This is a genomic window from Streptomyces sp. NPDC001532, assembly GCF_040298625.1.
GTDB lineage: Bacteria > Actinomycetota > Actinomycetes > Streptomycetales > Streptomycetaceae > Streptomyces.
In genome coordinates this window covers 1-19669 of record NZ_JBEPAL010000051.1, presented here as the reverse complement: position 1 = coordinate 19669, position 19669 = coordinate 1, and the positions used below count along the sequence as shown (strand labels likewise).

Here is a 19669-nt window from a genome sequence, read left to right as displayed (position 1 = left end):
ACCAGCAGGTGGTTGGGCCCGCTCAGAGTGAAAAGTGGCGGGTGAGGAAATCCGTGGAGAAACCGCCGCGGCGGAATTCGGGGTGCTGGAGAATTTCCCGGTGCAGCGGAATGGTGGTGCGGACTCCGGGGCCCGACACCGCGAACTCGTCGAGCGCGCGCAGGGTGCGGTCGAGGGCGGTGGCACGGTCGGGGCCCCAGACGATCAGCTTGCCGATCATCGAGTCGTAGTAGGGGCTGATCCGTGAGCCGGGGACGTAGTCGGTGTCGACGCGGACCCAGGGGCCGCCGGGGGTGCGGTACTCCTCCAGCAGGCCCGGGGTGGGCGCGAAGCCGCGGTCGGGGTCCTCGGCGTTGATCCGGCACTCCAGGGCGTGCCCGCGGATCTCGATGTCCTCCTGCTTGACGGTGAGCGGCCGGCCGGCGGCGACCCGCAACTGTTCGGCGATCAGGTCGACGCCGGTGACGAGTTCGGTGACCGGGTGCTCCACCTGGATGCGGGCGTTCATCTCCATGAACCAGAACGCGTGGTCGGCGTCCGGGCCGGTCTCCAGCAGGAACTCCACGGTGCCGGCGCCGCGGTAGCCGACCGCGCGGGCCCCTTCGACGGCCGCCGCGCCGAGGCGTTCGCGCAGGTCGGGCGGCAGCCCCGGGGCGGGTGACTCCTCGATGAGCTTCTGGTGCCGGCGCTGCACCGAGCAGTCGCGTTCGCCGAGGTGGACGGCGCCGCCGAAGTCGTCGCACAGCACCTGGATCTCGATGTGCCGGGTGACGGGGAGGTAGCGCTCCAGGTAGACGGCGCTGTTCTTGAACACGGCCTGGGCGCCGGCCCGGGTCGTGGTGTAGGCCTCCCGGAGGTCCTGCGGCCGGTGCACCACGGTGATGCCGCGTCCGCCGCCGCCCGCGGCGGCCTTGATGATGACCGGGTAGCCGATCTCCCGGGCGATCTCCTCGGCGGCCTCCGGCGAGTCGACGGGTTCGGTGGTGCCGGGCAGCAGCGGCAGTCCGGCCGCCGTCATCAGCTTGCGGGCGGTGGCCTTGTCGCCGACGTTCTCCATGACGTCCGGCGGCGGGCCGATGAAGGTGATCCCGGCGTCCGCGCAGATCTCCGCGAAGTAGGGGTCCTCGGAGAGGAAGCCGTAGCCGGGGTGGACGGCCTGGGCGCCGGTGCGCAGGGCGGCGCCGATGATGTTGGGGATGTTGAGGTAGCTGCGGGTGGGCGCGCCGGGCCCGATGTGCACCGCCTCGTCGGCGGCGCGCACGAAGCGGGCGTCGGCGTCCGGGGTGGAGTACACGGCGACGGTACGGACGCCGAGGTCCCGGCAGGCGCGGATGATCCGCAGCGCTATCTCGCCGCGGTTGGCGATGAGCACCTTGTCGAACATGCCGCGCCGCCTCAGCCGGCCGGGAGGAGGTCGATGAGCGGCTGGGCGTACTCGACGATCTCGCCGTCGGCCGCGTGGATGGCGTGCACCGTGCCCTTGACGTCGGCGGTGATGGCGTTGAGCAGTTTCATCGCCTCGACGACGGCCAGTTGCTGGCCGGCCTCCACGGTGTCGCCGACCTTCACGAAGGGTTCTGCGCCGGGGGCGGGGGCCTGGTAGTAGGTGCCGACGAGGGGGGCGGTGACGCGGACCAGGTTCGCGGGGGTCTCCTCCGCGGGGTCCTGGCCCGGGCCGGTGGTCCGTGCCGCGGGCGCGGTCGTGGCGGCGGTGGCGGTCGCGGCCGGGGCGGGGGCTGCGGCGGGGGCCGGTGCGGTCTCCCACTCCACGTCCACGCTGATCGTCCCGGCCCGCAGGGTGATCCGCCGCAGGGTGCCGGGGAGTTCACCGGCCAGCAGGCGGGTGTGCGCCCGCAGTTCCTCGACCGTCGGGTCCGCCGCCGTGCCGTCGGCGGCCGTGCTCTCCGTGTCAGTGCTCATCGTGCCTCTCCCAGTCCACTGCAGGCTGCAACAGGGGGTCCCCGAAGCGGTCGAACCGCTCCCGCCGGGCGTCGACGAGCTGCCGGCCGGACCGGTCGAGCAGCGGGGCGAGGGTGCGTACCAGGGCGCTCTTCAGGGTCAGCGCGGTGGTGTGCGGAGCGGTGTGCGCCCCGTCCGGCGGCTCCGGCACGATGCCGTCGACGACACCGAGGCGCAGCAGGTCGGCAGGGGTCAGCCGGAGCGCGTCGGCGGCCCGGCCGGCGTGCTCCGCGGTGCCGAAGAGGATGGTGGAGCAGCCTTCGGGGCTGATCACCGAGTAGTAGGCGTGCTGGAGGATCAGCACCCGGTCGGCCACGCCGAGGGCGAGTGCCCCGCCGCTGCCGCCCTCGCCGGTGACGACGGAGACGACCGGGACGCGCAGCCGGGACAGTTCCAGGATGCAGTCGGCGATGGCGACGCTCTGGCCGCGCTCCTCGGCGTCGATGCCGGGGAACGCGCCCGGGGTGTCGATGAAGGCGATCACCGGCAGTCCGAACCGGTCGGCGAACCGCATCAGCCGCAGGGCCTTGCGGTAGCCGTCGGGGCCGGGCATGCCGAAGTTGCTGCGCACCAGTTCGGCGGTGTCGTGGCCCTTCTGGTGGCCGAGCACCACCACGCTCTGCCCGCCGAGCCGGCCCAGTCCGCCCACGAGCGCCTGGTCGTCGCCGTGGACGCGGTCGCCGTGCAGGGCGACGAAGTCGTCGAAGACGTAGCCGATGTAGTCGAGGGTGGTGGGCCGCTGGACGTCGCGGGCGAGGGCGACGAGTTCGCGGGGTGTGCGGGTGGTGGCCGGGGGCCGGGTGAGCAGGACCGCCGGGTCGGGCGCGTCGGGCAGTTCGGGCACCGACGGGCCGAGCAGGTGCAGCAGCCGGGCCAGGTGCTCGCGCTGGCTCTCGCGCGGGACGACGGCGTCGATCATGCCGTGCTCCAGCAGGAACTCGGCGCTCTGGAAGCCGGCCGGCAGCTCCTGGCGGATGGTGTTGCGGATGACCTGCGGACCGGCGAAGCCGATCAGCGCGCCCGGTTCGGCGAGGACGACGTCGCCGAGCAGCGCGAAGGAGGCGCTGACCCCGCCGAAGGTCGGGTCGGTGTTGAGGTTGATCACGGGGACGCGGGCCTCGCGGAGCGTGGCGACCCACTGGGCGGTCTTCGCCATCTGCATCAGCGACAGCGCGCCCTCCTGCATCCGCGCCCCGCCGGAGGCGGCGACCAGCAGCAGCGGCAGCCGTTCGGCGAGCGCGTGGCGGGCGGCGGCGGCGATCCGCTCGCCGACGGCCGTGCCCATGCTGCCGCCCATGAAGGAGAAGTCGAGGACGGCGGTCACCACGGGCCGGCCGCGGATGGTCATCCGGCCGGCGAGGACGGCGTCCTGCCGTCCGGTGCGGGCCTGGGCGTCCCGCAGCCGCTCCGGGTAGGGCTTGCTGTCGGTGAAGCCGAGCGGGTCACCGGGGGCGGGGGTGTCCGGGAGGGCCTGGAAGCTGCCGGGGTCGGCGAGTTGAGCGATGCGGACCTCGGGCGGGATGCGGAAGTGGAACTGGCACTCGGGGCACACCTTGAGGTTGCGGTCGAGGCGCTTGCCGTAGACGAAGGCGCCGCAGGAGGCGCACCGGCGCCACTGGACGTCCTGGTCGGCGCGGACCTGGCGGGGTGTGGTCATGCCGCTTTCCTCCCGCGTTCGCCGCCGGGGACGGGCGGGGCGGCCTTCTGCGGTACGGACTCGGTGGCGGCGGCCATGCCGAAGCGGGGCATGTTGCGGTAGACGGTGTGCATTTGGTCCGGGGAGACGATGTACGCCTCGTGGAAGATGCCGACGGCGCCGTCGTTGCGCACGGCCCGGTTGAACCAGGCCCACATGGAGCGGTGCCGGCCGTCGGTGCGGTGCGAGTAGCGCATGAGGTCGTCCATGCTGCGCCAGTACTGCACCATGATCACGGTGCGGTTGAACCAGGCCCGTGAGTACAGGAAGCCGTGCTCCTTGTTCTTCTTCAGCTCGATGAGCATGGGGATCATCGAGCCGATCACCGGCATCCAGCGGTGCACCATCCGGAACTTGTTGATGCGCAGGCCGATCAGCAGCACCACCGTGCCTTCGGGCGGGACCGCGATCCGCGGCTCGGTGACGACCTTGAGGTCCATTGGGGTTTCCTCCGTGTCGGCGGAAGCGGGGGCTGACAGAGCTGTTCGGGGCCGGCGGCCGGTCAGAAGGGGTAGCTGCGGGGCGGGGTGCTGGTGGTGAGGGTGCGCCAGCGGGTGAACGCCTCCAGGGCGGCCTGCCCGCCGAAGCCGTAGCCGTTGCCGGAGGCGCCGGTCCCGCCGAAGGGCAGGGCGGCGTCCTGCACCACGGTCTGGTCGCCGATGTGGGTGACGCCGCAGCGCAGCAGGCGGCCGAGGGCGGCGCCGCGCTCCGCGTCGCCGGTATAGACGGCGGAGGTCAGGCCGTGGTCGGAGGTGTTGGCGAGGCGTACGGCGTCGGCGTCGTCGGTGAACGCGGTCACCGTCGCCACCGGGCCGAACACCTCGGTGTGGAAGATGTCCATCCGCTCGGTGACGTCGGCGAGGACGGTCGGCGGGTAGTACGGGCCGTCGGGCCGGCCGCCGGTGAGCAGCCGGGCGCCCTGGGCGACGGCGTGTTCCACGGCGGTGGCGATGGAGCGGAGCTGGCGGCGGTCGATGACCGGGCCGATCTGGGCGTCGCCGCGGAAGGGGTCGCCGACGCGCAGGGCGGCGGCGTGCCGGGCCAGGGCCTCGGTGTACTCCGCGGCGATCGTGTGGTGCACCAGGTGCCGGCGGGCCGCCATGCAGATCTGGCCCTGGTGCAGGAAGGCGCCCCAGGAGCCGGCGGCCGCGGCCTGCTCGACGTCCACGTCGTCGAGGACCACGAAGGCGTTCTGGCCGCCGAGTTCGAGGACGGCGCGCTTCAGGAGCCGGCCGCAGGCGGCGCCGACCTGGCGGCCGGCCGCCGTGGACCCGGTGAAGGACACCATCGCCACGTCGGGGGCCTCGACGACGGCCGTCCCGGTCTCGGCGTCGCCGTGCACCACCTCCAGCACTCCGGGCGGCAGTCCGGCCTCGGCGAACACCTCGGCGAACAGGCTGCCGCCGCTCAGCGGGGTGTGCGGGTCGGGTTTCAGCAGGACCGCGTTGCCGAGGGCGAGCGCCGGGCCGAGGGAGCGGGCGCCGAGCAGCAGCGGGAAGTTCCACGGCACGATCACGCCGACCACGCCCAGCGGGACGCGGGTCACCTCGGCGGTGCGGGAGGGGTCGTCGGAGCCGGGGTGCGGCGGGCCGGGGTCGCGGGCCAGCCGGGCGCCGTGGCGCAGCTCCTGGGCGGCGAGCAGCACCTCGAAGAACGCCTTGCCGGGGATCGCGCCGCCCTCGCGGACCAGCAGTTCCTGGGCCCGTTCGGTGCGGGCCTCCAGCAGCTCGGCGGCCCGCTCCACGATCTCGGCCCGCCGCTCCGGCCCGGTCGCGGCCCAGCCGGGCGCCGCGGCGGCGGCCCGCCGGGCGGCGGAGGCCACCCGGTCGGGGCCGGCCAGCGCCACGCTGCCCAGTTCCGCACCGGTGGTGATCTCACGGCTGGTCAGCAGGGTCGGGGTGTCGGTGAGAGTGGTCACCTGGGGACCTCACTTCCGTCGGGGCGCCCCGCCGGGCAGTCGGCGCAGCCGGGGGTCGGGGGCGGGGGGTCGGTGCGGGGCGCGGTGTGTTCCAGGGCGCGGCGCAGGCGCCGCAGGCAGCGGGTGCGGATGGGGCCGATGGAGCCGACCGGGACGGACAGCGCGGTGGCGAGGTCCTGGTAGGAGGGCGGCGGGTCCTGGAGGGCGTGTCTGAGGACGTCGCGGCACTGCGGGGACAGGGTGTCGATCGCGCGGCGCAGTTCGCGGGCGTGGTCAGCGCGCAGGGTGATCTGCTCGGGGCTCTCGTGGTGGCCGGCCCGGCGGTCGACGAGGTGTTCCAGGGTCTCGCTGTCCCCGACCATCACCAGCCGGCGGGCGCGGGTGGCGGCCTTGATGGCCTCGCGCCGGGCGACGGTGGCGAGCCAGTCGCCGAGCCGGTCGGGGTCGCGGATGCGGTCCACGTTCTGCATCAGCCGGAACCAGGTGAGCTGCCGTACGTCCTCGGCCTCGGCCGGGCTGACGCGGTGGCTGCGGGCCACCGTCCAGACCAGCGCGCCGAACCGGTCGACGGTCTCGTCCCACGCTTCGGCCTCGCCGCGGGCGCAGCCGGCCAGCAGCTCCGCGTTCGGCTTCGGCTTCGACTTCGACGGCATGACTCGTCCTCCGTATGCCAACTCCCGCGCCTCGGCGCGCACTCCGGCGGATTCCGCCTTCCATGCAACACACCGGGCGCGGCGGCCGGGGGCGTCCGCCGCTGTCAGGTTGCGGACATACCAGGAGTGGACAGCCGGGTGGCCGGGGGCCGTCATCGCCGGCCGTCCGCGGCCGGCCGGGGCAGCAGCTCGGCCATCGCCGAGCGCAGCCGTACCGGGATCGGGCCGGTGTCGTCCGCGTTGGCGCGGATGGCGATGCCGAGGGCGAAGCGGTCCCACACCTGGAGCACCTGGATCTGCCACAGGGGCCGCTCCGGTTCGGGGATCTCGTCGTCGACGACGGCCAGTCCGCCGCCCCGCAGGCGGTGCACGGAGAACGCGTCGAAGCCGCGTGCCATGCCCATGCCGGTGGCCTTGGTGTAGGCCTCCTTGGCCACCCAGGAGTCGGCGAAGGCGTGCCCGCGCTGGTCCTCGCGGTCGCGGCGCAGCACCTCCTGCTCCAGCGGGGTGAACACCTTGGGCGCGAACCGGAGGGCCTCGGGGCGAGCCGGGGTGTTCTCGGCGTCGACTCCGGCGGTGCGGCCGCGCACCACGATCGCGGCGATCAGTCCGTTGGTGTGGGTGAGGTTGAAGTCCAGCCCCCAGTCGGAGCCCTGGACGGTGGGCCGGCCGAACTTCCCCTTGTCGAAGCGCCACTGATCGGGTGCCACGTCGGCGTACTGCGACAGCACCTGGCGGGAGAGCAGCCGGGCGCCGAGGAAGCGGGCGCGGGCGGCCGGGAACAGCAGCCGGTCGTGCCGGGCCCGTTCCTCCTCGGTGAGCAGGTCCAGGCCGCCGGTCGCGGCGGCGAACCGGGGCACGTCCTCCTCGGCGAGCAGCCACACGTCGGCGCCGCCGGCGAGCGGGTCGGTGCCCGTGCCGCCGGGCGGCGGGCCGGCGTCGGGCGTGGTCGCGGTCATCGGCCGTCACCACCTCACCCGGTACGGCCGGAAGGAGAACAGCCGGCCCTCGCCGTGGGCGTCGGACAGCACCGCGGCGACGGCGTCGACGTCAGCGGGGCCGGTGACCAGGTGGGTGGGGTGGAAGCGGCGCAGCAGCCGCTCCAGGCAGAGCAGCAGTACGGCGGGCGAGCGCAGGGCGGGCGCGAAGCTGTCGCGGCCGTGCAGGTAGAGGTGGACGCAGGCGGCCGCGGCGGAGATCGCGCTGTACTGCTTGGCCAGGTCGTACAGTTCGGCGGACTGCCCGGCCGCGCGGCCCTGTTCGGCGAGGAGCTTGGCGTGGTCGTCGGCGATGCGGTGCACCTCGTCGGCGAGGAGCGCGGCGGTGTCGGCGCAGCCCGCGAGCCGGGCGGCGTCCGGGCCGTCGGCGCGCTCGGCGGCCCGGCGCAGCTCACCGACGGCCGCCCGCAGCGCCAGCACCGAGTCGTCGCCGTCCCGGCTGAACAGCTGCTGCCGGGCGGGCTCGTACGGTTCCATCGGCCGGGCCGGGTCGAACAGCGCGGCGACACAGGCGGTGGCGCGGGCGACCGCGGCGGGTTCCTGGCCGACGGCGTTCGCGAGCAGGCCCTTCAGCTGGAGGGCGATGTTCTTGAGGTTCACCACGGTGTTGCCGTCGGCGAAGTTGGAGATGGCGAAGTCCCGCAGCACCTTCTGGAAGATGCCGTGGCGCGGGTGCGCGCGCAGGTAGTAGCGGGCGCCGAGGACGGTGGTCAGCCGGGCCAGGGTCTCGTCCAGCAGGGTCGGGACGAAGTACTTCACCACGGACGACCAGACGCTCGCCTGGGCGGGCGCCAGCTGGAGGGAGCGTACGGCGCCGGTGGTGAGGGCGTCCGCGATCAGCAGCTCGGCGTAGCTCTCGGCGAGCTGCCGCCGGGAGTACGGCACCTCGGCCACGGTGCCGCCGAAGATCACCCGGCGGCCGGCGAAGTCCAGGGTGCTGCGCAGCGCGGTGTCGACGCAGGCCATGGCGATGGAGGCGATGGCGATCCGGGCCAGCTGGCTGCTCTTCAGGGCGATCTCGAGGCCCTGTCCGACCCGGCCGACCAGCGCGCTGTCGGGCACCCGGCAGTCGGTGAGCCGGACGCCGCTCATGTCGAGGCCGCGCAGGCCGTGCAGCGGCTCGTCGGGCAGGTGGGCGAGCTGTCCGGCCGGGATGCCGTCCTTCTCCACGGCGAAGATCGAGTAGCCGCCGGGGCCGCCCTGCTCCGACGTCCGGGCGAAGACCATGACGGTGGAGGCGACGGTGGCGTTGCCGATGGTCCACTTCTCGCCGGTGAGCAGCCAGCCGCCGTCGGTGCGGCGGGCGGTGGTCTCGTTGGCGAGGACGTCGCTGCCGTGCCGGCGCTCGGACAGGCCCCAGGCCAGCTTGCGGCCGCTCCTGATCGCGTCGGCGAAGTGCTGGCGCTGCGCGGGGCTGCCGGCGATCCACACCGGCATGTAGCTGAGGCTGGTGAGGACCATGGCGGTGGCCGAGGTGGGGTCGCGGCGGCCGACCAGCCGGTACAGGTTGAAGCCGTCCTCGACGTGCACGGCCCGCCCGCCGTTGGCGGCGGGCACGATCCAGTCGTACAGGCCCCAGGAGGCGAGCGTGTCGACGAACTCGTGCGGATACCGCTGGTCCTCGTCGTGCGCGAGGATCCGTGGGTACGGCATGGGGGCCCCGGCGTCCCAGGGGTCGCCGAGGTACTCCTCCAGGTCGGCCATGAGCGCGATCAGGTCGGTCATGTCGGGTCGTCCCCCTCGTCGGATCCCTCGTCGGGTCCCGGCCCGTCGCTGAGCGGGACCGGGAGGGCGGTGAACAGCAGCCGGGCGTCGTCGAGCCGGGCGAGCGCGCGGCCGGCGGGCGGCAGATCGGACGCCGCCTGCCGGGGCGCGCGGCCCTCGGCGTGCGCGAGCAGCACGGCCAGGACGGCGGTGAGCCAGCCGGCGCCGCCGGGTTCCTCGCCGTACAGGCCGCGTTCGGGGTGCGCCCACCAGGTGAGCGCCGCCGCGGCGGCCGGGTAGAGCAGGCAGCAGCGGTCGGCGAGGTCGAGCTGCCGGGTCGCCGCGGCACTGTCGCCGCGCCGCACGCCGGCCGCCGCGGCGACGGTCCGCTCCAGCGCCGCCCGCACATGCCGCACCAGCACCGCCGCGCGGTCCGCGCCATGGTCGGCGAGGCGGGCCTCGATGGCGTCGGCGTGCGCGGCGAAGCCGAGCAGCACCAGGTCGCGGGGGCGGGCGGCGAGGTCGAGGGCGGCCGGGTCGAGGTCCGGCAGCGGGTCGCCGAGGGCGAGCAGCCGGTCGAGACCGGGCGGCTCGGCCGCCTCCCGCAGCAGGCCGGCGTAGGGCGGCAGCTGGGCGGCGACCGCGCGCAGCACCCCGAACGGGCTGGTGTCGATGGACTCGACGACCGCGTTGTCCCGCTGCGCCTTGTCCACGACCGCACCCGGCCCGTGCGCCAGCACACCGCGCGCCCCCAGCAGGGCGCGGGAGCGGGCGATGGCGGAGGCGGTGAGGCGGGTGGTGGCGCGTTTGACGACGGAGGAGCACAGGCCGAAGCCGCCGGGGGCGAGGTGGGCGTAGCGGGCGGCGGTCAGCGACACCACGTCGGCCGCCATCAGTTCGGCCGCCGCGAGGGAGAGTTCGCGCGAGCCGTGGCCGGTGCCGGCGACCGGGACGCCGCCCACCCGGCGGGCGCGGGTGAAGCGCAGGGCGGTGCGCAGCGCGGTGTCGGCGGTGGCGAGGCAGGCGGCGGTGGAGAGCAGCCGGACCAGTTGCTGGGCGCGCATGGCGGCCGCGAGTCCGCCGCCGACGGCGCCCAGCACGGCCGTCGCGGGGACCGGGACGGCGTCGAAGACCAGGTCGGCGAAGTCGATGCCGCGCATCCCGGTGACCGGCTGGGCGGGCCGGCGGGTCACCGCCGCCATCTCGGGCGGGCCGAGCAGGACGGCGGTGAAGGCGGCGGCGCCGCGCGGTGCGGTCCGGGCCACCACGACCGCCGCGTCGGCGCTCGCGCCCCGGCCGACCAGCCATTTGCGGCCGGTGAGGACATGGCCGTCGGCGGTGGCGTCCAGCCGGCACCGGCCCGCGAGGACGTCGCTGCCGGCCTCCTCCTCGGAGAGCGCGAAGGCGACGGTACGGCCTTCGCGCACCCACTCGGCGACGGTCTTCGCCTGCTCGGGGGTGCCGGCCGCCAGCACGGTCATCACCGCCGAGCAGGACAGCAGGGTGGCGGGCATGACGGCGGCGTCCCGGCGGGCGGCGACCCGCACGAGCAGCAGGGTGTCGTCGAGGGGGCGCGTATCGCCGCCGAGCGCCGGGGGCAGGTAGGCGAGCGGGAAGTCGGCGGCGGCGAGCCGGGCGGCGAAGGCCGCCGGGTACTCCCCCGTGGCGTCCCGGACCGCCCCGGCCGTGAAGCCGTAGGGGTTGTCCGGGTCCCAGGGGTCGCCGAGGAGCGCGTCGAGCCGCGCGGCGGCGGCGTACGGCGCCGTCACGGCCGCACCCGTACGACGGTGTCGTCCTCGGGCGCCGGCTGCGGCACCGGGTAGTCGGCGAGCGCCGGGGAGAGCGCGAGGCCGGCCGCGCGGAGCATCGACAGCCGCTGGTGGTAGGCGGCGCCCGCCATCAGATGGCGGGCCACGTCGGCCACCCGCCGGTTGCGCGGGGCGGCCAGGTAGGTGCCGCGCGTCCAGGAGTTGAAGCTGCCCATCGCGGGCCCGCACCAGATCTGGTAGTCCACGGCGCGGTCCGCCTCGCCGGTCTTCGCCCAGCGGGAGGCCATGCCCAGGTACCAGCGGAAGACCAGCGCGGCCTTGCGCTTGGGATGGTCGGCGGCACGGGCCAGCTGGGCGGGGTCGCGGCGCTCGAAGTAGGCGACCGTCTCCGCCCACACGTCCGCCAGCGGCCGCCGGAACACCTGCTGTTCCAGACGGGCCCGGACCGGGGCGGGGATGTCGTCGACGCCGTCGTGGTCGCGGTACAGCTCGTACAGGTGGCGGGCCCGCATCGGGAACAGGGTGCCGCGTTTGAGGACCTGGAGCTCGACGCCCATCTCGAACATGTCGGCCGCCGGTGCCATCTCGAAGTCCGCGAGGTCGGCCTGGGCCAGCATCTCCTTGACCCGCTCCGAGGTGCCGGCCTCCACGCAGGACTGGTTGACCGAGCCGGTCACCACGTAGTCGGCGCCCATCGCGAACGCCGCCCAGGCCGCCTCCGGGGTGCCGATGCCGCCCGCCGCTCCCACCCGGATCCGCTCCGGAAGGCCCAGCTCCGCCGCCAGCGCGTTGCGCCGGCGCAGGATCACCGGCAGCTGGGCGGGCAGCGGACGGCGATCGGTGTGGCCGCCGGAGTCGGCCTCGACGGTGATGTCGTCGGCGAGCGGCACCCGTGCCGCCAGCCGGGCCTGCTCCTCGTCGATCGCGCCCTCGGCCAGCAGCGACCGCACCATCGGCTCCGGCGCGGGCCGCATGAACAGTTCGGCGATCTCCGTGCGCGACACCTTCGCGATGACCCGGTTCTCCGCCACCACCCCGTGCGGGCCGCCCGCGCGCAGCCCGGCGAGCCGGTAGCGCACGATGTGCGGGGTGAGCCCGAGGAACGCGGACGCCTCCACACAGCGCACCCGGTGCCGCAGGAACAGGTCGACGGCGGTGCGCTCCAGACGTTCCTCGCTGGGGCTGTGGATCAGGTTGCAGGCGTAGGGCAGGCCGGGGATCTCGGCGGCGAAGCGCAGCAGCGCGCGCTCCACCGCCTCCGGCAGCAGTCCGGCGGCGCCGTACGAGCCGAGGTAGCCGGCCCGGGCCATGGCGATCACCAGGTCGGCGGAGGCGATGCCGTTGGCCATGGCGCCGCTCATGTACGCCTGCCGCACCCCGTGGGCGCGCAGGAACGCGGCGCTGCCGAGGCGTTCGGGGCCCAGCGGCGGCACGGCGGCCACCACCTCGTGCTCCCCGTCCGGGCCGACGGAGCCGCCGGCGGCCGCGCCGAGGCCGTGGGGGCCGCGCAGGATGTACACGGGTTCGTCGAGGCGGGTCAGGGCGTCGCGGATCGAGCTGTCGCCGACCGCGGGGGCCACGGGTCCGCTCCAGCGCGGCCGCGGCTGCTCGGTGCTCATGAGGTCTCTCCTCCGGGGCTGGTGCGGCGGGTGAGGCGGGCAGGGCCCAGGTCGGGTCCGCGAAGTCCCTTCGTCCGCCCGGAGGGCGGGCCTGCGGCGTCTGGTGCGTGCTCTCGGCGTGCCGGACGCGGTCCCTCGTACTTGGGCGTACTCGGGACGGTGTCCGGTGCGGCGAGAGCGCGTGCCAGGCGTCGCGGGGCAGGAGGGACTTTGCGGACACGGCCTAAGGGCGCGACGGGTCCTGGTCGTGGTGGATCTCGATGCCGAGGTCGCCGAGGCGGTAGATCCGCAGGTCCGACTTCCAGACGTGGCCGTCGCCGGTGATCACGATGCGGCCCGGTTCCCGGCGGATCTCCTTGATGTGCACGTCGAACTCCATGTCGGGGTCGTCGCGCAGGATCTGGCCGCGGTAGGACCAGGTGGTCTCGGTGCCGCGCAGCAGCGCGAAGCGCGGATTGCGCAGGCCCTCGGTCAGCCCGGTCTCGACGGCGTACACCTGGAGCCCCTGGAGCAGGGCCTCCACGCCGAGCGAGCCGGGCATCACCGGGTCGCGGTGGAAGTGGCAGGAGAAGTACCACTCGTCGGGGCGGATGGCCCGGTGGCCGCGCAGATAGCCCTGCGCGTGCTCGCCGCCGTCCGGCAGCACGTCCAGCCACTCGACGAGGTCCAGCCGGCCGCCGGCCAGGCGGGGCGCGGCGGAGGCGGTGCGGTCCCGGAACGCCGGCAGGTCGATCCGGCGGGTGCCCGGCGGGCGGGTGGGCCTCGCGTCCAGCCACGGCGGCACCAGACCGCCCTTGTCGAGGCCGACCTGGCGGGCCAGCGCCTTCTCGTTGAAGTAGCCGAACAGCGACTCGCCGGTGTAGAAGACCTCGCCGTCGCAGGAGAGTTCGTAGGAGAAGTTCTGCAGGATCGAGCCCGGCATCCGGTCGCTGGACAGCAGGGTGGAGCGGTGCTGGACGGTCCTGCCGCGCAGGTCGAGGTCCTTGACGAGGGTGGCGCGGCCGTCGAGGTTGCGGATGCTGAACTGCTCCTCCGGGAAGGGCAGGGTGGCGCCCAGGTAGTAGCCGAGGAGGATCGCCGCCTGGAGGCTGGACTCCATGTAGACGCAGTTCGGCATGTACGGGTGCCCGTTGTCGGCGTAGTACCAGGCGTCCTCCGGCACGTCGTACTCGGTGACCATCACCGCGCCGCGCTCGAGCCTGCCGCGGGTGCCGTCCAGGCGCATCACCCGGTCGACGAAGAGGAAGTCGCCGTTCGGGATGTACGGCGCCCTGCTGTCGGCGTACACCTCGAACTCCGGGCCCATCGCGACCGCGAGGTCGCCCTTGGCGGCGTGCGCCATGTGGAACTCGTTGAGCAGCGCGGGCTCGCCGGAGGCCGGGGAGAGCCGGCCGAGGAAGTGCGGGACCGTGCCGCCGGCCTCCGGGCGGAACGGAGTGCCGGGCTTCTCGCGCAGCCGGATGCCGAGGCCGGTGACGCTGATCGACGGGGTGCCGTCGCGCAGCACGACCACGTCGGCGACCAGCGCGGGGCGGGGCAGCAGGGTCAGCTCGGTGATGTCGATGCGGTACTCGATGCGTTCGGTGCGCGGGGTGATCTGGCCGCGGACCTTCACCTCCGTCGTCAGCCCCGGCACCGGCTGGAAGCGGGCGTCCGGCAGGGTGAGGTGCAGTCCGAGGGAGAGGGCGTACACCTCCAGCAGCTGCACCGCGCCCTCGGCGACCAGCGAGCCGGCGAGGACCGGGTCGTCGGGGAAGTGGCTGGTGAAGTACCAGCCGTCCGGGTCGAGCCGTTTGACCGCCTCGATCCGGCCGAGCCCGTGCGGGCCGCCGGTGCGGTCCAGGACGGTCACCTCGTCGGCCATGCGCAGCCGTCCGTCCGGCAGTCGCAGGGAGGGGTTGCTGCCGGGCGGCTGGCGGTGGCCGGCACCGAAGACGTCCGCGATCCGGCCGTCGGCGAGGGCGTCGAGGTCGGCGGTGGTGAGGGCGGTGCGGTCGGTGCGGGCGAGCGGCTTGAAGCCGGTCCGCTCGGTGGGCGGCTTCGGCACGGCGCGGCCCTGCACCAGCCCCGGCGAGCTCTCCAGCTCCTCGTCGGTGAAGAAGCCCGCGCAGGCGTTGGTGAGCTTCAGGATCAGCTCGCCGTCGGCGTAGCAGTCGTAGTGGAAGAAGAAGAGCAGGGTGTCGCCCTGCCGGACGAACTGGTCGATCCAGATGTCGTAGCGCAGGGTCTGCCCGGTGCGCGGCAGGTCCCCGACGAAGCTGAGGGTGCTGTCGAGCAGGCGGTACACCCGCTGGCCCCGGTTGGTGAAGTCCGCGCCGAGGTAGCTGATCAGCAGCAGGTCGCACTGGCCGGCCTCGATGGTGACGGCGGGCGGCACCTGCCCGTCGACCGCGTACCAGGCGTCCTCCGGGACGTCGTACTCGGTCCGGATGAAGCTGGGCCTGAACTCTCCCGGCTCGGCGTCCAGTTGTGTGACCCGGGTGGCGAACAGGTAGGGCGGCGCGGGCAGGCGGACGCGGCGCGGGTAGCCGTCGATACGGGCGAACCGCGGACCGAAGACGTTGCCGATCTTGCCGCTGGCGAATTCGAGGAGGTCGTGCTCGTCCCAGACGACACCCTCGGGCTTGGGCGGCCGCGGTGCCTGCGGCACGGCGGCGGGGGTGGAGCCGGGGGCGTGGGTGGGGGCGGGCGGCGCGGTGGACAGCACCGTCAGCAGTTCGTCACGCAACGCGCGCTGCGCGTCCAGGACCTCCCGGTGCGCCTCCAGTACCTCGGCACGCAGGCTCCGGACCAGCGTGAGAGCCGACTCGTGCGCATCGGCCCGGCGGGCGGGCTGCTTCGGCGGTACGGGGAGGGGGGCGCCGAAGATGGCGGGGCGCGGCGGGACGTCGGGGGTGCTGGGGGTGCCGGGCGCGTCGGACGCGTCGGGCGTGTCCGGAGCCTGCGGGGCTCCGGGGGCTCCGGGGGCTCCGAGGGCTGCGTGGCCCTCGGCGGCGTCGGCCGGACGCCTGGGCGCGGGGATCGGCTCGGCGGGCGGACTGGCGGAGGGAGGGGCGGACGGTGGTACGGCACGCACCGCCTCCGCAGGGAGCATCGTGATCGGGTCCCGCTCCAGTGCGAGCGCGGGTACGGGCGGACCGGCGGGGCGGGTCGGCATCGCGGTGTCCCATTCCGTGGCGGGGGGTCGAGGGGCGAGGTCGGAATCTCCGGACGGGCCCGGGGCACGGCGCGGCACCGCCGACTCGGCCCCCCGGCCCACCGGGTGAACGTCGGACAGGGCCCGACCGGCCGCGCCGACCGGCCCGGAAGCACCGGCGCCCGCGGACACCGGAGCGGGGTCCTTGGAGGCGGCCACGGGCGCGGGGGTGCCGGCGGCGGGTCGGGGCGCGGGAGACGGCGGCTCGGCGGCACCGACGGTCCCGGACATCGCCGGGGCGACACCAGGCACCGCAGGCACCGCCGACGCGGGCGCAGCGGCACCAGCCGCCACCGGCACCGCCGCCGGCTCCAGCACCGGCTCAGTCACCGGAACCCGCACCGGCTCCGCGACCGGAATCCGCAGCGGCTCCTCCACCGGCGTCTCCCCCGCCCCCATCGCCGCCAGGACCGGCGTCGCCGCTCGGGTGACCAGCGGAGCGACCGGGGTGCCGCCGACGGTGAAGGTGCGCAGGCCCAGGGGGCGGTGGGGGTGGGTGGTGCGGGGGTGGAAGGGGGTGAGGTCGACCGGGATGTGGTGGGCGGCCAGGCGGGCGACGAGGCGGGCCAGGTCGGTGGCGCCGCGGGCGCCGCGGCGGTCGACCGGGACGGACAGGTGCGGGGCGTCGCCGAGGGTCTCGTGGATCCAGCGGGTGCAGGTGCTGGACGGCCCGACCTCGATGAAGCAGCGGAAGCCGTCGTCGTAGGCCCGGCGGATCAGCCGGGGGAAGTCGACGGTCTCGCGCAGGGTGACGGCGATGTCCTGCGCGACGCCGTCGGGGTCGAGGTCGCCGACGGGCCCGTAGTGCCTGCTGCTGTAGAGGACGAGGCCGCCGGTGTCGCCGGTGGGATAGCGGTTGAGGTCGGCGAGTTCGGGCAGGACGCCGTCCACGACGGGGCAGTGCATGACGTGGTTGGCGGGCGAGCGCGCGCTCTGGCAGCCGAGGGCGTCGACGAGCGCGCGGCACTGGCCGGGGTCGCCGGCGACGACGACCTCGTGGGGGGTGTTGACGTGGGTGATGAAGACCCGGTCGTAGCCCGCCACGGCGGCACGCACCTCGTCGGCGGGGGCGAGCAGCACCTGGGTGGTCCACACCTGCTGGTCGGGCACCTCGTCGCCGAGGCCCCACAGGGCGCGTACCGCCTTCTTGGGTCCGCGCAGCCGGTCGACGAAGAGCGGCGAGGCGTCGATCTTCGTGGTGGCGCGGGCCTCCTTCGCCCAGCCGCCGGTCGCGAACAGCATGCTGCTCTCGCCGAGGCTGTAGCCGAACGCCCCGTGCACCGGCACCCCGAGCACTTCCCGCACCAGGTCGGTGGAGAGCAGCGCGTAACTGGTGCCGACGGCCAGCATCAGCGGGATGTCGTCGATGAGCGCGGTCTCGCGGCGCATCAGTTCGCGCCGGTCGAGCGGCCCGCGGGAGCGCGGGTAGAGCGCCGCGGAGCGCAGCATCGCGGCGGGCGTCTCGGCCTGGGTCTCGAAGCGCGGCAGGAGTCCGGGGAAGGCCCGGAACAGGGCGCGGCCGAGGCCGAGGTAGGAGTTGAAGGCGCCGGGGTAGACCAGTGCCGTCCGCACGCCGGGCCCGCCGACGGGGCGGGCGGCGAAGCTGCTGCCGGACGGGGAGGTCCACTCGCCGCCGGCCCGGTGCACGCCGGGCAGGTCCTTGACCGCCTGCTCGGCCTGGCGGACGAGCCCGGCGGGATCGTCGGCGACGAGGACGGCTTTCAGCGCTGCGGGCCGGTCCTGGGCGAGGTGTCCCCAGTCGCCGCCGGCGGCGATCGCGTCGCGCAGTTCGGTGAGGCGGCGCAGCAGTCCGTCGAGGTCGTCGGCGCCGACGGGGACGACGAGACTGCCGCCGGAGCGGGTCCAGTCGGTCGCGGCGACCTCGCCGCGGGTCTGCGCGCCGCCGAGGACGAGGTGGACGTGGCTGCCCGCGGTGCCGGTGACGCTGACGCAGGCCGTGCGGCGGCCTTCACGGCGCTGCCGCAGCCAGGGGCGGGAGTCGGCGGGGAGGAAGAACGCGGAGCCGGTGAGCCGGTCGCCGTCGACGCCGTCGGGTGCCACCGGCTGGTAGGCGTGGTGCAGGCACAGGGCGGCCCGGATGAGCGAGGCGAGCACGCCGGCGCAGCCGGTGTCGCCGACGGCCGCGCCGGCCGCGGAGAGCGCGGTGCGCAGTTCGCCGCCGGCGCGTGCGGCGGTCCAGACCCGGGCCAGTCCGGCGAGGACGGCCGGGTCGGCGGTGCCGGTCTCGACGAGTTCCACGTCGGCCGGGGTGATCCCGACGGCGGCGAGCGCCTCCTCGGCCGCGGCGGCGACCAGTTCGGGGTCGGGGCGCGGGGAGAGGGTCGCGCAGTGGTGGACGGCGAGGGCGTCGACGGTGGCGTACACGGTGCGGTCGGGCGGTACGGAGCCGGGCCGGGTGACGACGACGGCGCCGGCGCCCTCGCCGAGCAGCCGTACGCCGCCGGGCTCCAGCAGCTCGCGGGCGAGCGCGGCCTCGGGTCCGGCGGCCAGGTCGACGGCGCCGACGAGGACGGCCTCCACGGTCGGGTCGAGCAGCAGCAGCCGGGCGGCGTCGAGGGCGTCGGCGCCGGCGGTGCTGTCCGAGGAGACGGTGAAGGAGGGGCCGGTGAGGTTCCACAGGGAGGAGATGCGGGCGGCCATGATGTTGCCGATGTAGCTGAGGACTTCGTTGGCCTCGATCGAGTCGTGGATGCCGTCGCGGGCGGCGCGGGTGAGCGCGGCGAGCTGTTCGCCGGTCGGGGCGAGGCCGGCCGCGGCGCACCAGGCGGCGAGCCGGCGGCCGAGCGCGTACCGGGCGGCGTGTCCGTGGGCGCTGGGTTCCATCTCCATGCCGAGGACGACGGCGACCCGCCGCCCCTTGCCGCCGGGTGCGCCGCGTTCGTATCCGGCGTCCCGCAGGGCTTCCTCCGCGACCCGCATCATCAGCAGGTGCTGCTGGTTGAAGTGGTCGAGGTCGTTGGGCGGGATGCGGTAGGAGGTGGCGTCGACGTCGAACTCCTCGACGTACGCGGCGTCGGGGGCGCCGAGCCGGGCGGCCGGGCCGCCGGGGACCGCCTCGAAGCCGCGCCAGCGGTGCGCGGGCAGGTCCCGTACGGCGTCGAGGCCGTCGTATCCGGCGCGTTCGAAGGCGTCGAGGGTGGTGAGGGAGCCGAAGTGGGCGCCCATGCCGATGACGGCCATGGGCGGCGGGGGCTGCCGGTCCTCCGCGTCGTCGGGGTCGTCGGGCGCCGCGTCGGCGGCCCGTTCGGGGCCGGAGAGGACGACGTGCGCGTTGGTGCCGCCGAAGCCGAACGCGGAGACGGCGGCGCGGCGCACGCCGTCGCCGGCCGGCCACGGGGTGGGTTCGCGCACGACGCGGTCGGCGACGGTGCCGGGCAGCGGCCGCAGCACTCCGGCGGTCGGGGGCAGGGTGCCGTGGGTGAGCGCGAGGACCACCTTGAGCAGGCTGCTCATGCCGGCCGCGGTCAGCAGGTGCCCGATGTTGCCCTTGACCGAGCCGAGCAGCGGGGTGCGTCCGAAGTACCGCTCGACGCCTTCCAGTTCGGTGCGGTCGCCGAGCGGGGTGCCGGTGGCGTGGCACTCGACGTACCGCACACTGCGCGGGTCGACCCCGGCCCGCCGGTAGGCGAGCTCGTAGGAGGCGAGCTGGCCGTTGACGTTCGGGACGAGGAGGTGTTTGCCGGGGCCGTCGTTGCCGAGGCCGATGCCCTCGATGACGGCGTGGATCCGGTCGCCGTCGCGGCGGGCGTCGGCGAGCCGTTTCACGGCGACCATGGCGGCGCCCTGGCCGGTGATGATGCCCCGGGAGCGGGCGTCGAACGGCTGGCTCGGATCGCCGTCCGGCGGGTAGGCGCGCAGGTCGGAGAAGGACAGGTGGATGACGGTCGGGTCGGGTGCGCAGACGCCGCCCGCCAGCATCAGGTCGGCGCGCCCGGTGGCGAGCTGGGCGCAGGCCAGTTCGAGGGCGTAGAGGGCGGAGGAGCAGGCGGCGTCCAGGGTGAAGCGGGGGCCGCCGAGGCGGAGGGCGGCGGCGACGACGTGGGCGGGGAGTCCACCAGCGCCGTCCGCTGCGTGGGCAACACCCTGATCCTCCAGGGCCGCGTCTACTCACCGCCGTACAAGATCCAGGCGGTCGG

At 74.9% G+C, this 19669-nt stretch carries 11 protein-coding genes; all 11 read right to left on the bottom strand.

Translation table 11 applies throughout. From position 1 onward, the window contains the following. Nucleotides 1-22: 22 nt before the first annotated feature. Nucleotides 23-1384: an acetyl-CoA carboxylase biotin carboxylase subunit gene (gene accC, locus ABT232_RS32945; RefSeq protein WP_351846954.1), complete on the bottom strand. Its 1362-nt coding sequence runs from the start codon at nt 1382-1384 to the stop codon at nt 23-25. An 11-nt stretch (nt 1385-1395) separates the two neighbouring features. Next, entirely contained in the window at nt 1396-1920 is a 525-nt protein-coding gene (locus ABT232_RS32940; protein ID WP_351846952.1) for an acetyl-CoA carboxylase biotin carboxyl carrier protein, read from the bottom strand. After that, nucleotides 1910-3616 carry an acetyl-CoA carboxylase carboxyltransferase subunit alpha gene (locus ABT232_RS32935; protein WP_351846948.1) on the bottom strand — a complete coding sequence of 569 codons (1707 nt, stop codon included), beginning with the start codon at nt 3614-3616 and terminating at the stop codon, nt 1910-1912. Before ABT232_RS32935 ends, ABT232_RS32940 begins: the two co-directional genes overlap by 11 nt. Beyond that, nucleotides 3613-4095, bottom strand: coding sequence for a DUF4188 domain-containing protein (locus ABT232_RS32930; protein WP_351846945.1), 483 nt, complete (start codon nt 4093-4095; stop codon nt 3613-3615). Before ABT232_RS32930 ends, ABT232_RS32935 begins: the two co-directional genes overlap by 4 nt. 62 nt (nt 4096-4157) lie before the next feature. Then, nucleotides 4158-5573 (bottom strand): aldehyde dehydrogenase family protein, encoded by a 1416-nt coding sequence (locus ABT232_RS32925; RefSeq protein WP_351846942.1) that lies wholly within the window; start codon nt 5571-5573, stop codon nt 4158-4160. After that, the gene (locus ABT232_RS32920; RefSeq protein WP_351846939.1) at nt 5570-6226 is read right to left on the bottom strand and encodes an RNA polymerase sigma factor; all 657 of its coding nucleotides are present in this window, start codon (nt 6224-6226) and stop codon (nt 5570-5572) included. Before ABT232_RS32920 ends, ABT232_RS32925 begins: the two co-directional genes overlap by 4 nt. Nucleotides 6227-6378: 152 nt before the next feature. Continuing rightward, complete coding sequence (locus ABT232_RS32915; protein WP_351846935.1) at nt 6379-7185, bottom strand: 4'-phosphopantetheinyl transferase family protein; 807 nt, start codon at nt 7183-7185, stop codon at nt 6379-6381. A 6-nt stretch (nt 7186-7191) separates the two neighbouring features. Continuing rightward, nucleotides 7192-8949, bottom strand: a complete 1758-nt coding sequence (locus ABT232_RS32910) for an acyl-CoA dehydrogenase family protein (RefSeq protein WP_351846932.1) — start codon at nt 8947-8949, stop codon at nt 7192-7194. Continuing rightward, nucleotides 8946-10697, bottom strand: coding sequence for an acyl-CoA dehydrogenase family protein (locus ABT232_RS32905; RefSeq protein WP_351846929.1), 1752 nt, complete (start codon nt 10695-10697; stop codon nt 8946-8948). The genes ABT232_RS32910 and ABT232_RS32905 overlap by 4 nt, the downstream gene beginning before the upstream one ends. Further along, nucleotides 10694-12316, bottom strand: coding sequence for a PfaD family polyunsaturated fatty acid/polyketide biosynthesis protein (locus tag ABT232_RS32900; protein WP_351846926.1), 1623 nt, complete (start codon nt 12314-12316; stop codon nt 10694-10696). The genes ABT232_RS32905 and ABT232_RS32900 overlap by 4 nt, the downstream gene beginning before the upstream one ends. Before the next feature lie 223 nt (nt 12317-12539). Beyond that, nucleotides 12540-19628, bottom strand: a complete 7089-nt coding sequence (locus tag ABT232_RS32895) for a beta-ketoacyl synthase N-terminal-like domain-containing protein (RefSeq protein WP_351847047.1) — start codon at nt 19626-19628, stop codon at nt 12540-12542. Nucleotides 19629-19669: the final 41 nt, after the last annotated feature.